The 13,060-nt window shown below is 51.2% G+C and carries 9 protein-coding genes; 8 read left to right on the plus strand and 1 reads right to left on the minus strand.

What is annotated here, in order from left to right:
• Positions 1–38: 38 nt before the first annotated feature.
• Positions 39–2,843, minus strand: coding sequence for a bifunctional [glutamate--ammonia ligase]-adenylyl-L-tyrosine phosphorylase/[glutamate--ammonia-ligase] adenylyltransferase (gene glnE, locus ACQY6I_RS12575; protein ID WP_428241833.1), 2,805 nt, complete (start codon positions 2,841–2,843; stop codon positions 39–41).
• A 162-nt stretch (positions 2,844–3,005) separates the two neighbouring features.
• Here glnE and ACQY6I_RS12580 point away from each other — a divergent pair, with 162 nt between their 5' ends.
• The 8 genes from ACQY6I_RS12580 to mgrA all read left to right on the plus strand — a co-directional run bounded on the left by ACQY6I_RS12580 (position 3,006) and on the right by mgrA (position 13,050).
• Positions 3,006–4,205 (plus strand): ABC transporter substrate-binding protein, encoded by a 1,200-nt coding sequence (locus tag ACQY6I_RS12580; protein ID WP_428241834.1) that lies wholly within the window; start codon positions 3,006–3,008, stop codon positions 4,203–4,205.
• Between the two features lie 10 nt (positions 4,206–4,215).
• Positions 4,216–5,901: an ABC transporter permease gene (locus ACQY6I_RS12585; protein ID WP_428241835.1), complete on the plus strand. Its 1,686-nt coding sequence runs from the start codon at positions 4,216–4,218 to the stop codon at positions 5,899–5,901.
• The gene (locus ACQY6I_RS12590) at positions 5,898–6,539 is read left to right on the plus strand and encodes an ATP-binding cassette domain-containing protein (RefSeq protein WP_428241836.1); all 642 of its coding nucleotides are present in this window, start codon (positions 5,898–5,900) and stop codon (positions 6,537–6,539) included. The genes ACQY6I_RS12585 and ACQY6I_RS12590 overlap by 4 nt, the downstream gene beginning before the upstream one ends.
• Complete coding sequence (locus ACQY6I_RS12595; protein ID WP_428241837.1) at positions 6,532–7,185, plus strand: CDP-alcohol phosphatidyltransferase family protein; 654 nt, start codon at positions 6,532–6,534, stop codon at positions 7,183–7,185. Before ACQY6I_RS12590 ends, ACQY6I_RS12595 begins: the two co-directional genes overlap by 8 nt.
• Positions 7,186–7,715: 530 nt before the next feature.
• Positions 7,716–8,669, plus strand: coding sequence for a KpsF/GutQ family sugar-phosphate isomerase (locus tag ACQY6I_RS12600; protein ID WP_428241838.1), 954 nt, complete (start codon positions 7,716–7,718; stop codon positions 8,667–8,669).
• 25 nt (positions 8,670–8,694) lie between these two features.
• On the plus strand, positions 8,695–10,743 hold the full coding sequence (locus tag ACQY6I_RS12605) for a capsular polysaccharide biosynthesis protein (protein WP_428241839.1): 2,049 nt from the start codon (positions 8,695–8,697) through the stop codon (positions 10,741–10,743).
• The gene (locus ACQY6I_RS12610; protein ID WP_428241840.1) at positions 10,740–11,969 is read left to right on the plus strand and encodes a capsule biosynthesis protein; all 1,230 of its coding nucleotides are present in this window, start codon (positions 10,740–10,742) and stop codon (positions 11,967–11,969) included. The genes ACQY6I_RS12605 and ACQY6I_RS12610 overlap by 4 nt, the downstream gene beginning before the upstream one ends.
• A 64-nt stretch (positions 11,970–12,033) precedes the next feature.
• On the plus strand, positions 12,034–13,050 hold the full coding sequence (mgrA, locus tag ACQY6I_RS12615) for an L-glyceraldehyde 3-phosphate reductase (RefSeq protein ID WP_428241841.1): 1,017 nt from the start codon (positions 12,034–12,036) through the stop codon (positions 13,048–13,050).
• The last annotated feature ends 10 nt before the right edge of the window (positions 13,051–13,060 follow it).

Consider the following 13,060-nt stretch of genomic DNA (forward strand, 5'->3'; position numbering starts at 1 on the left):
AAAAAGAACGTCATTTTTTCAACATCCGCAGGGTTCATTCAGCCAGACAGCGACTCTCCTGCTTCCATTACGTTTGTCCATATTTCGCGAACTGCCAGCCGATGTTCATGAAAACGTTCAAGATCCTCAGGCGTTTCAAGCAACGAACTTTTTTGCTGTAACATGCAGTAATGACCCTGAGCCCGATAAGCCAGATAAGCATCCAGCAACTGTCTCGCCTGTTCTGTCGTAAAAAAACCGGCCTGTTCAAGACTTTCAATCAAGCGGACATTATCAGTCCAGCGGGTTAATTCCGGTAACAACTGTGCACGGGCCAGTACGCCGTACTGAACCATAAATTCGATATCGACAATACCGCCTGGATCCTGTTTGAGATGAAACACCTTGGTATCGTTTTTGCCTTTTGCCCGGCTACTAAGATGAGCACTCATCTTTTGGCGCATTTCAACAACTTCGGTGCGCAGCTTTTCAGCATCCCGCGGCATACACAATACCTTATGCCGAACAGCCTCAAACGCGGCTTTCAATTCCTCATCACCGGCAATGCAGCGAGCTCTTACAAGCGCCTGATGCTCCCAGGTCCAGGCATCCTGCAACTGGTATTTTTCAAACGCCGTCAGGCTACTGACAAGCGGGCCTTTGCCACCGGATGGCCGCAGCCGCAAATCCACTTCATACAAGGTGCCGGATGTTGTCAGCGCACTCAGGGTATGGGTCAGCTTTTGTCCCAGGCGGATGAAAAACAGACTGTTTTCAATGACCTTTGGCCCTTCGGTTTCCAATTGACCATGAGCATTGTGGATATACACCAGGTCAAGGTCAGACTCGTAATTGAGTTCGAGACCTCCGAGCTTGCCATACCCCACTACAATAAAATCAGGATTGCAGGGCTCCTCCCGGGTTTTCATTGGTCTGCCATACTTGGCGGTCAACTGCCGCCAGGTGGTCCAGACACTCTGTCCGACCACCGCTTCAGCAGTATGCGCCAGATAGTCACTGATTTTCATCAGTGGCAGCGCATCAGTCAGTTCACAGGCAGCCGCCCGCAATATACGGCCGTGACGAAACTGCCTCAGCACTTCCATCTGTTGTTCCAAATCGTCTTCCGGCCAACGCAGTAGATGTGCCCTTAATTCATCATTCAGCTGCCGCAGGCTGGGCAGCGAATACAATGCTTCCTGATCGGTCAGTTCATCCAACAAATAAGGTTTATCGCGCAGTATTTCAGCCACCCAACTACTCAGACTCATGAGTTTCAGCAATTGTCTCAGAGCATGCGGATGCTCCCGCAGCAACAACATATACACACTGCGCCGAAGTATCGCATCGAGGAATTTCTGGACCCGCTGCCAGACCACCATTGGCTGATTGAACGCTGACAGCTCCTTTAGCAACAGCGGAAACAGCGCGTCCAGTCGCTCACGGCTTTCAGCCTGCATGCGGCCGACCGGATCACTGTTGATGTATGTCTGAATCTCAGCCCGAAGTTCGCTGTCAGGCACCAAACTAAAATCCTGTCGTTGCCAGGCCTCAATCCAAGGTTGATAGGCCTGCCCTTCAGTCACCTCGTCAGCAGCAATGAATCGATCAAAATGATTGGAAATACGCTGTCGACATTGCTGAATGAGTAGCTTGGTTGCTTCAATCCCCGTCAATCCCAACACCGCAGTCAGTCGCAACCAGCCACTATCATCATCGGGTAGCAACTGGGTCTGCTTGTCCTGCCAGGCCTGCTGGGCATGTTCCACCCGACGCAACAGAACATAGTCCTGACGCAGTTCATCAACCACCTCTGCCGGCAGGTACTGATTGTCACTGATCACGTTACAGATGCGCCAGATATTCGGTTGCTGCAGGTTCAAGTCCTGACCACCACGAATCATCTGAACCGCCTGGACGATAAATTCCACTTCCCGAATACCGCCGGCACCGAGTTTAATATTGTTGTCCCGACCCTGTTTGCGGACTTCCGTGGCGATCATGGCTTTCATGCTGCGCAGTGCGGTCAACGCTTGAAAATCCACATAACGCCGATAAACAAATTCATTGAACACTTGCATTAACTCGACACTTGCCTGTTCATTACCCGCAACAACTCTGGCCTTGATTAACGCATAACGTTCCCAGTCCCGCCCCTGTTCCCGGTAGTAATTACGCATAAAGTTGAAATTGGCAGCCACTGGCCCGCTCTGCCCCCAGGGGCGCAGACGAATATCGACCCGATAAACAAAACCATCAGCGGTTTGAGTGTCCAGCAGCTGCACCAGTTTTCGGCTTTGTTTGATGAAATACTCACTATGACTCAAACCACCACTTGCCTCCCCTTCCCGTGGAAACGCAAACATCAGATCGATATCCGACGACAGGTTCAGCTCCATCGCGCCGAACTTACCCATGGCCACCACACACAGTTTCTGTGGTTGTCCTGAATACGGACACAGTGCCGGGGTACCGTGTTTTGCCAAAAATTGCTTTTCTATCCAGAGCAGCGTCTCATTGACGGCTGTTTCGGCCAGATGAGTCAGCTCCGCCGTCAATGCTTCAGGGTCCAATACGCCGTTGAAGTCTTTGAGAATCATCAGTATCTGGTAACGGTTGCGCCAGCCCCGTAACAGTTTCATAACGGCTTTTTCATCATCTTCATCGGCCAGCAGCTGTTGTAACTGCTGTTCCGGGGAAGTTGCCTGACCAAGTTGCTGCTGTAGCCAGTCCAGCCAATCAGGATGGGCTTTGAGCTGCTGCTGCACAAATAACGACAATGGCCAGGCCCGGTTCAACCAGCTCATCAGGGTGTCGGAGACGGTGACGGTCTGGCTCTCCAGCCAGGTTTCAAATTCGGTCATCGGCGCGCCTTAATAAATATTTGAAGGAAAGATACGAATGTGAACAATTGTAGCGGTAATCCGGACGATAAGCAGGTCATGCACAACGCCTGCAGTTAAGGGAACTTTATTGCCCTGCTGCTGTCCCAATACGCAACGACTTTTTTAACCAAGGACATTTCCATGCGCATACGTCTCGCAGTTCTATTTTTTATCGCTTTGACAGCCATACTATCGGGCCACACGCTGGCCGCCGACTGGCAGCAAATTCAACAACAGGCCCGGGGCCAGACAGTCTACTTTAACGCCTGGGGAGGCTCGGAAACCATCAACGATTATATTCGCTGGGCCGGCAAGGAAGTAAACCAGCGTTACGGCATCAAACTTGAGCAGGTCAAAGTCAATGACGCCGCTAATGTCGTCAGTCGTATCCTGGCCGAAAAAACTGCCGGCCGGACCACCGACGGCACTGTCGATCTGATCTGGATAAACGGTGAAAACTTTCGTGCCATGAAAGAGAATGGTCTGTTATATGGTCCGTTTACCCAGGACCTGCCCAACTATGCTCTGGTCGACACTGAACACAAGATCACCACGCTGTATGACTTCACCACCCCGGTGGACAACCTCGAAGCCCCCTGGGGCATGGCACAGCTGGTGTTTATGTACGACTCTGCCAGAATCAGTAAGCCACCACGGAGCATGACAGAACTGCTGGCTTTTGCCCGCCAGCATCCAGGCCGTTTTACCTATCCCGCACCCCCGGCATTTCACGGCACCACATTTCTGAAACAAGCGCTTTATGAGCTGGCTCAGGATCCCTCAGTATTGTCCAAACCGGTCAGTGAAGCGGATTTCGACCAGGTAACCAAACCTTTATGGGACTTCCTGGACCAACTCCATCCACTGATGTGGCGTCAGGGTAAAACCTTTACCTCGGGCTCAGCAGAAATGCAGCAGTTACTGAATGACGGCGAAATTGATATTTCCCTGTCCTTTAACCCCAATGATGCCAGCAACGCAATCGAAAGTGGCGAACTGCCGGACACCATTCGCAGTTATGTGCACCGCAGCGGCACTATCGCCAATACCCACTTTGTCGCCATTCCGTTCAATGCCTCAGCCAAGGCAGCAGCCATGGTTGTCGCTAACTTCCTCATGTCACCACAGGCTCAGGCCCATAAAGCAGACACTCAAATCTGGGGTGACCCCACGGTGCTGTCCATGGACAAGTTAAGCAGTGCTGATAAAGCGTTGTTCGATGCCCTGCCAATCGGCAAAGCGCCACTATCAGCTCAGGATCTGGCCAATGTCATTCCGGAACCCCATGTCAGCTGGGTGGAACCATTGGAACAGGCCTGGCAGCAACGCTATGCACATTAAGGCCTGACTATTGAAAAACAGCCACCTGCGATGGTTTCCACGACTGACACTGGCAGCGTTCCTGCTGCCACTGGGGTTTGGTCTGTTTGCCACCTGGTTGCCGGCAGTGGGATATCTGCCGGCCATTGGGGCTCATCAACTGAGCCTGACACCTCTGCAGCAGGTGTTCAGTCACCCATCGGCCATCAGTGCTCTTTGGCTAACCCTTAAAACCGGATTGTTATCTGCCGTATTCGCCACACTCCTGAGCCTGTTACTGTTAATGCTACTCTACGACACTCGTTTCTGGCGAATCATTCAATGGCTACTGGCACCGGTACTGGCATTTCCCCATGTGGCCTTCGCTGCGGGGCTGGCTCTGCTGATTGCACCGAGTGGTTGGCTGATGCGCTTGATCTCGCCAGGTCTGAGCGGTTTTGAAACACCGCCGGACTGGCTGCTGGTCAAAGATCCGGCCGGTTTCAGCCTGATTCTCACCCTGACCCTCAAAGAGTTACCTTTCCTATTGTTGATGGGTCTGTCTGCGGTTCATCAGCTGGCCATCCGCAAAAGCCTGATAGTTGCCCGCAGCCTGGGTTACGACCGCTGTCAGAGCTGGCTCAAAATTCTGCTACCTCAACTCTGGCCACAACTACGTCTGCCGATACTGGCAGTACTGGTTTATTCGCTGTCGACGGTGGAACTGGCGCTGGTGATCGGGCCAACTACCCCACCAACCTTTGCGGTATTGATCCACCGCTGGTTTAACGACCCGGATTTGCAACAACGACTCACGGCCTCCGCTGCTGCTACGTTATTGCTGCTGATCTGCATAATGGCAGTGGCAACGGTACTGATCGCAGAGAAACTCATGCAACGATACTGTCGTGGCTGGCTGATCAATGGCCGTCGAACCAGTTATCTGAAAATACTCAGACCGCTGGCCGCCCCGGTTGCGGCCGGACTGTTGATCATTACCGGTCTTAATCTACTGGTTACAATACTATGGAGCGTGACCCGGCGCTGGCGCTTTCCCGATGCCCTGCCTTCGCAGTGGAGCGGACGATACTGGCTGGCCAGCCTGGAACAGCTACAGCAGCCACTGTGGAACACCCTACTGGCAGGGATGGGAACGGTGCTGATTGCAATAGTGCTGGTGATCGGTTGTCTCGAATACGAACCGGTTCTTAAGCGTCAAAATACACGTTTTGACCCCAGCCGCACCCTGTGGCTGTTATACCTGCCATTGCTGATCCCACAGATCGCATTTGTGTTCGGGCTGCAGACGTTGTTGCTGACCCTGCACCTGGAAGCCAGCTGGATCAGTCTGATCGGGTCTCACCTGATCTTCGTCTTGCCTTATACTTTTTTAACACTGGCCGGACCTTACCGGGCGTTTGATGAACGTTACCAGACCCTGGCCATCGCTCTGTGCCACTCCCGCTGGCGTGCATTCTGGCAGGTCAAACGAGCGCTGTTGATGCGCCCACTACTGTTGACCATGGCCGTGGGATTTGCCGTCAGCGTGGCGCAATATCTGGTGACGGTGTATGTCGGTGCCGGGCGCATTCCGACCATCACCACCGAAGCCGTCAGTCTGGCCAGCGGCAGTGACCGCCGGGTCGCCTCAGTTTACGTGCTCTGGCAACTGCTGATACCTTTGGCCGGCTATACTTTGGCATTGTGCTGGCCCGCCTACGGAAACCGACATTCATGACCCTGATTCTGCAACAACTGACAATCTCCACAACCGGCCGACCGCCGTTAATCAGGCATTTCGATCTGGACATTCCGGCCGGCACCATCGCTACAGTCATGGGTCCCAGTGGTTGCGGTAAATCTACCCTGCTGGCTGCTATCAATGGCAGCCTAAGCCATGACTTTCTGCTACAGGGACAAATTCTGCTAAATGGCGAAAATATTCATGACCGCCCCATGGAGCACCGACATATCGGCACTCTGTTTCAGGACGACCTGCTGTTCCCACATATGGATGTGTTTGAAAATATGGCCTTCGGTATTCCACCAGGCACTCATCGCAGGGAACGACAGTTACAGATTGAAACAGCCCTTCAGGAAGCGGGTCTGGCAGGGTTCGAACGTCGCCGTATTGATACCCTGTCGGGGGGACAACGAGCGCGAATAAGCCTGTTGAGGACATTACTGTCACAGCCAAAAGCCATCCTCCTCGATGAACCCTTTAACAAACTCGACCAGCAACTACGCTCGCAGTTTCGACAATTTGTATTTGACCAGATCCGCGAGCGACAGATACCGGCGCTGCTGGTGACCCACGATTCCCAAGACCGGCCAGAATCCGGACAACTGATTCAACTGGAGAATAACCATGCTTGACCGCTGGACACTGCCATTGCTGAAACGGCCCTGGCACTTTCTCGCCATCAGAATGGCGGCTGCTGGTATTAAAGCCAATGAAGTTACCCTGGCCGGCTTCACCATTGGCCTGCTGGCCGTACCGTTGCTAGCAACCCAACACTACCTGCTGGCACTGCTGGTCATTGCCCTGAACCGGATCGCCGATGGCCTAGACGGCGAACTGGCACGTCTGCAGGGTAGTACCGATCACGGTGCCTTTCTCGATATCGTCCTGGATTTTATCTTTTATGCCGCCGTGGTATTGGGATTTGCCCTGGCAGCACCGCAGAACAATGCCCTGGCAGCATGTGCGCTGTTATTCGGGTTCATGGGAACAGGGTCAAGCTTTCTGGCATTTGCCATTATGGCGGAAAAGCTTCAGCTGAAAAGCCTGATATATCAGAACAAGGGGTTTCACTATCTGGATGGTTTGGCTGAAGGCACCGAAACCATTCTGTTTTTTGTGGCATTCTGCCTGCTGCCGGAACACTTCACTTTGCTGGCGTGGGTCTTTGCCGGCATCTGCTATGTCACCACCGCCACACGGGTCTGGTCAGGCTTTTTGACCATTCAATCAACAGCTACCCGCGGTAATGTCGCAAGCCACTGCGAAACCAAGAATTAGGGTCAGGATTTGCATCGACGACAAGCGATACTTGGGTGCACAGTATCGCGTCCATGATTTTATCATTGTCGATATTGTTATTCGGGAATGGCAAGAACAGTTGCCAAAATTTCTGACATTTATAGCCAATCCAAACGGCGGGTATCTCAAATGTCACAGCGGCCAGATTAACCTGCTTTCTTGGCCCGGTCGGTCACATTAACATAATAACTATCGTAAACGATTATTTGCCACCGCCCATATAGCCATATAAATGCTAAACCGTGCAGTCTTAATTTGGCAGTTCGCATGGAAAATCAGAACGATCGCGAGCCATCCTGTTCCCACAATTATCAGTCTGACTGAAATTATCCGTGTGATTGTCAAGTACAGCAGATATCCATCAGTCACATGCTGCAAATGAATTTCATTCACACGGGCACTGAATAAAGAAACAACAACTCCAGAGATTATATAAGAGAATACTTGATCCCAAAGTCGTTTAACGGAATCATTCACGCCAATTTTTTAATACTGGCACAGGAACTTCTATGGACATTCTGGAGACTGCACGTAACGTCATCAGTACCGAAATCGATGCGCTGATCAGCATGAACAAACGCCTGGATCAGCGTTTTGAAAAAGCAGTCGAAATTGTTGAGCAGTCAAGAGGGAGGGTTGTCGTAGTGGGAATGGGCAAGTCAGGCATTGTCGGACATAAGATTTCGGCAACACTTGCATCCACTGGAACGCCTTCATTTTTTGTCCATCCTGGCGAAGCGTTTCATGGTGACCTGGGAATGATCCGTCCTATGGATGTTGCTCTGTTAATTTCCAACAGTGGCGAGACCGAAGAAGTGATTCGCCTGCTGTCATTTTTGGAATATCAACAAAATGCGGTCATTGCCATGACTGGAAACCTGGACTCCACCCTGGCCAGACACGCCGATACCGTGCTGGATATTTCGGTTAGTCGTGAAGCCTGTAGTAACAACCTTGCACCCACCTCTTCCACGACTGCCACACTGGTCATGGGGGATGCCCTGGCAGTGACGCTTTCATCACTGAAGAATTTTCAGCCGGAGGATTTTGCCCGTTTTCACCCGGGAGGCAACCTTGGTCGCCGCCTGCTGACCCGGGTCAGGGACGTCATGCACAACCGGTCTCTGCCGGTCTGTTCTCCGGAAGCGACTTTCCGTGAAGTCGTACATGTGATGACAGAGGGACGCTTGGGCGTCGCTCTGATTATGAGTGGGCCATCCTTGCGGGGGATCATTACTGATGGAGATGTCCGGCGCACGCTTGAACGCAACGATAATCCTCTGGCACTACTCGCCTCAGAAGTCATGACCTCAAATCCCAAAACGATCAATGAAAATGAGCGTTTTGCCGTGGCTGAAGAACACATGAACCAAAACAAAATCAATGCTCTGGTCGTAGCGAATGATGAAGGTATAGTGACCGGTATATTGCAAATTTACGATCTGCAAAGAAGTAACCGCTGATTTGCGCAAGGGATAAAATCATTCGATGCTGGGACTGACTTCCAGAGGCATTGCACACATACCATTCCTGAGCCGTTTTCTGGGCGAAGGAGTTATCCGTATCAGGCGCTGGCAACGCTCGTCGATAGTACGGGCAATCATAGGCTGGGGACAACGTCCTTCCACGCGGCGTTCGCGCGCCACAGCAAAACGCCTCAACGTACCATTTATAGCCCTGGAAGATGGCCTATTGCGCTCCTTCGGCACCGGTCGCTATTTTCCACCACTGTCTCTGGTCATCGATCACAGTGGTATTTATTACGATGCCAACAATGCTTCAGATTTGGAAAACCTGTTGAATTCTGATCGCTCACTACTGACGTCAGAGAGTCTCGATATTAAAGCGGAAATATGCCGCTTAAAGCTCAGTAAGTACAATCATGCTCCCGCAACCCAGCTGAAATTAAAGCAACCAGCCATACTGGTGGTCGATCAGACCTGGGGTGATATGGGCGTGACTTTGGCCAATGCAGATGCCCGGACCTTCCAGACCATGCTGGCCGCAGCCATCGCCGAAAACCCTGGCGCAACGATTTATATAAAAACCCACCCGGAAGTTTTATCCGGACAGAAAGCAGGCTATTTAACAGATATCGCAGAAACCGATAAAGTTATCAAAATAACCGGATCAGTGAATCCCATGAGCCTGATTGAACAAACCGATAAAGTGTATGTGGTCAGCTCAACCATGGGATTTGAAGCATTACTGTTGAACAAACCCGTCAGCTGTTTTGGACTTCCCTGGTATGCCGGCTGGGGGGTTACCGAAGATCGCCAGCAATGTCCACGTAGACTGCGACAACGTTCCATCGATGAATTGTTCAGCGCGGCATATTTGCATTACTGCCGTTACCTTGATCCCTACACTCATCAACCCGGACAAATTCGCGATGTCATCCACTGGCTCCAACATCAACAACAAATGACGCATCAATATTCCGGCCGGATGATTGCCATTGGCTGGCGCCGCTGGCGGGCTCACAACCTGAAACCACTATTGTCGCTGTATCCGGAAAAGGTATTGTTCGCCGATACCTGCAACAAAGCGGCAAAACTGAAGCCCCAGCCGGATGACTGTCTGCTGATCTGGGGCCAGAATGAACCAGACGGTTTGCAGCAACTGTCCCAAACCAGTGGTGCCAGAGTCTTGCGTATTGAGGATGGTTTCATTCGCTCAGTAGGTTTAGGGTCTGATCTGATCCGGCCAATGTCTCTGGTATTCGATGAACAGGGTGTATACTTTGATCCGCGCTATCCATCATCCCTTGAAACCATATTGAGCGATAGTCGTTTCGATGACGAAGAACTGTTACGGGCACAAAATGTGCGTACATTTATCGTCAATCATGGCATCAGCAAATACAATGTTGAGAGCCGAAAACCGGTCAACTGGAACAGCCAGGGTAAAAAAATATTACTGGTACCCGGGCAGGTCGAAACAGATGCGTCTATTCTTTATGGATGCACAACTGTGAAGACCAATCTGGGCTTGTTGCAGGCAGCCCGATCTGCTGATCCTGATGCATTCATTGTCTATAAACCGCATCCGGATGTCATGTCACTGAATCGGCGCGGCCGATTGGCAATGACTGCAGCAGCCAAGTGGGCAGACCATATAGAGACTGAATCATCCGTTGTCAGTTGTCTGGATGCCTGTCATGAAGTACATACCATGACATCATTGACAGGATTCGATGCGCTCTTGCGAAATAAGAAAGTCGTTGTATATGGTCAGCCATTTTATGCCGGCTGGGGGTTGACTGTTGATAAAGAAAGTGACGGAATTGCCTTTACCCGCAGACAGCGCATGCTGTCTCTGGATGAACTGGTAGCGGGCTCACTCTTACGCTATCCGATTTATTGGGACTGGTCACTGAATGGCTACACCAGTTGTGAATCGGTCTTAAGAGAAATCGTGGAACAGCGCTCCACACTGGAGCAAAATGGGAGATTGCAAACATTACAACGCGGCTACCTACGACGCCAAGGCCGGAAACTCCGCGTTCTGATCAGCGCCTGGACAGCGAAAGTATGATATCACCGGGAGTGCAGAGCTTCTCCGGTAAGAGAGTTCTGTTGCTGCAGGGACCGATTGGACCTTTTTTCCGTCTTCTTGCAAAAGACTTAAAGACTGTTGGCGCAAAAGTATTCAAGGTCAATTTCAACGCCGGAGATTGGCTATTCTATCCTAAAGATGCCCTGAACTATCGTGGCACTATGGATGATTGGCCTCTGTGGTTTGAAGATCTTGTGCTACGACTGAAAATAGATACAGTTTTGCTGTTTGGAGACTGTCGTCCAATTCATCGTGCTGCCCATGCAATTGCCACCAAACTGAAACTGGATGTCGGCGTATTCGAAGAAGGCTACATACGGCCGGACTACATCACGCTGGAACGCTCTGGCGTTAACGGTCATTCAAAAATTCCCAGACAACCAGAGCTGTTTAAGAAAGTGACAGCCCCGGTTGCACAAACCCATCCCATTCCCAAAACTTATAACCTGATGCTCTGGTATGGCTTCTGTTACTTCACCATTGGCAGCTTTGGTACGCCCTGGTTTCTTCACTACAAACATCATCGCCCTTTGACCATCCTGGAAGCATTACCCTGGCTGCGTTCCGCCTGGCGTAAACTGAAATACAAATGGCTTGAGCATAATCAACAGGATGATTTGGTACAAAACTGGAGCAATCACTTTTTCCTGGTACCTCTGCAGGTATTTAACGACTCACAGATCACCGTTCATGCGGACTGCATCAATATCCGGCATTTTATCAAGCAGACATTGAACTCGTTCGCCACTCATGCACCAGCCAATACGCTACTGGTTTTCAAACATCATCCGATGGACCGTGGTTATTGTAACTACCAGACCCTGATCAAACGGCTGGCTGACCGCGCTGGAATATCCGATAGGGTCCGTTACATTCATGATCAACATCTGCCGACGTTGCTCGATCATGCTCGCGGGGTGGTAGTGGTCAATAGTACGGTAGGGTTTTCTGCGCTTTATCACGATACGCCCACCAAGACCTGTGGCCGGGCCTTTTATGATATGGAAGGACTGACGTACCAGGGATCTCTGGATGATTTCTGGCAACAGGCAGAGAATATTCAACTGGATAAGCTGCTGTATAAAAATGTCCGGAATTACGTGATTACCCGAACCCAACTCAATGGCAGTTTTTATAAAAAAATCAAAAATGCCGGATTCTATTCTGGCGTTATTTTCCCAAACTCACCCAAAACCCGCCCTTAGAGATCGTCCGCTACGATTCGGTTTCCGGCATACTGCCGGACCGGGCAGACCCAATAGGAGCAGTATGACTGTGACAAGCGTTTTTGACAGACAATACAAACCTTCCCACACCAGATACGACAATATGGGCTATCGCCGTTGCGGCGCCAGTGGTGTGCAACTTCCGCCATTATCCCTAGGACTGTGGCAGAATTTTGGTGCCGTGGACTCGTTGGAAAATGCACGTACCATGCTGCGAGGAGCGTTTGATCTTGGTATTACCCATTTTGATCTGGCCAACAACTATGGGCCACCATATGGCTCAGCCGAGCAGACCTTCGGACACATTTTCGCTGAGGACCTGAAACCCTATCGGGATGAACTGATCATTTCCTCAAAAGCTGGTTACGACATGTGGCCCGGTCCTTACGGCATCGGCGGTTCACGTAAATACCTGATTGCCAGTATTGATCAGAGCCTGAAACGTACCGGACTGGACTATTTTGATATTTTCTATAGCCACCGGTTCGACCCGGACACCCCGTTGGAGGAAACCATGGGCGCGCTGGACGCGATCGTCCGCTCGGGCAAGGCCTTATATGTGGGGATTTCCAATTACTCACCCGAACAGACTGAGCAGGCCATTGCCATTCTGAACAACCTCGGTACACCGCTACTGATTCACCAGCCTCGTTATAACCTGTTTGATCGTCACATTGAGAATGGTCTGACCGACACTTTGCGCCAACATAAGGTAGGCTCGATTGTGTTCTCACCACTGGCTCAGGGGCTGCTAACAGATAAGTATCTGCAAGGTGTGCCACAAAACTCAAGGGCCGCCCGTAAAGAACAGATCTATCTGTCAGAACAGGATATCGCTGCCAGCAAGCTGGATAAAGTCAGACAATTGAACGAAATCGCCAACAGCCGAAACCAGAGTCTGGCCCAACTGGCTCTGGCCTGGGTACTGCGCGACGAAGTGGTCACCAGCGCAATCATTGGTGCCAGTCGCCTAAGCCAGATCGAGGACAGCGTTGGAGCGTTGAAGAACCTTTCTTTCAGTGAGGATGAACTGGCAAACATTGAAGCCATTCTCGGCTGATCATCACCAG

This window comes from Gynuella sp., from assembly GCF_050297175.1.
Classification (GTDB): Bacteria; Pseudomonadota; Gammaproteobacteria; order Pseudomonadales; family Natronospirillaceae; genus Gynuella.

Coding starts and splice junctions, on each gene's coding strand:
- glnE (WP_428241833.1), bottom strand. CDS start 2,843: ATGACCGAATTTGAAACCTGGCTGGAGAGCCAGACCGTCACCGTCTCC.
- mgrA (WP_428241841.1), top strand. CDS start 12,034: ATGACTGTGACAAGCGTTTTTGACAGACAATACAAACCTTCCCACACC.
- ACQY6I_RS12595 (WP_428241837.1), top strand. CDS start 6,532: ATGCTTGACCGCTGGACACTGCCATTGCTGAAACGGCCCTGGCACTTT.
- ACQY6I_RS12600 (WP_428241838.1), top strand. CDS start 7,716: ATGGACATTCTGGAGACTGCACGTAACGTCATCAGTACCGAAATCGAT.
- ACQY6I_RS12590 (WP_428241836.1), top strand. CDS start 5,898: ATGACCCTGATTCTGCAACAACTGACAATCTCCACAACCGGCCGACCG.
- ACQY6I_RS12580 (WP_428241834.1), top strand. CDS start 3,006: ATGCGCATACGTCTCGCAGTTCTATTTTTTATCGCTTTGACAGCCATA.
- ACQY6I_RS12610 (WP_428241840.1), top strand. CDS start 10,740: ATGATATCACCGGGAGTGCAGAGCTTCTCCGGTAAGAGAGTTCTGTTG.
- ACQY6I_RS12605 (WP_428241839.1), top strand. CDS start 8,695: ATGCTGGGACTGACTTCCAGAGGCATTGCACACATACCATTCCTGAGC.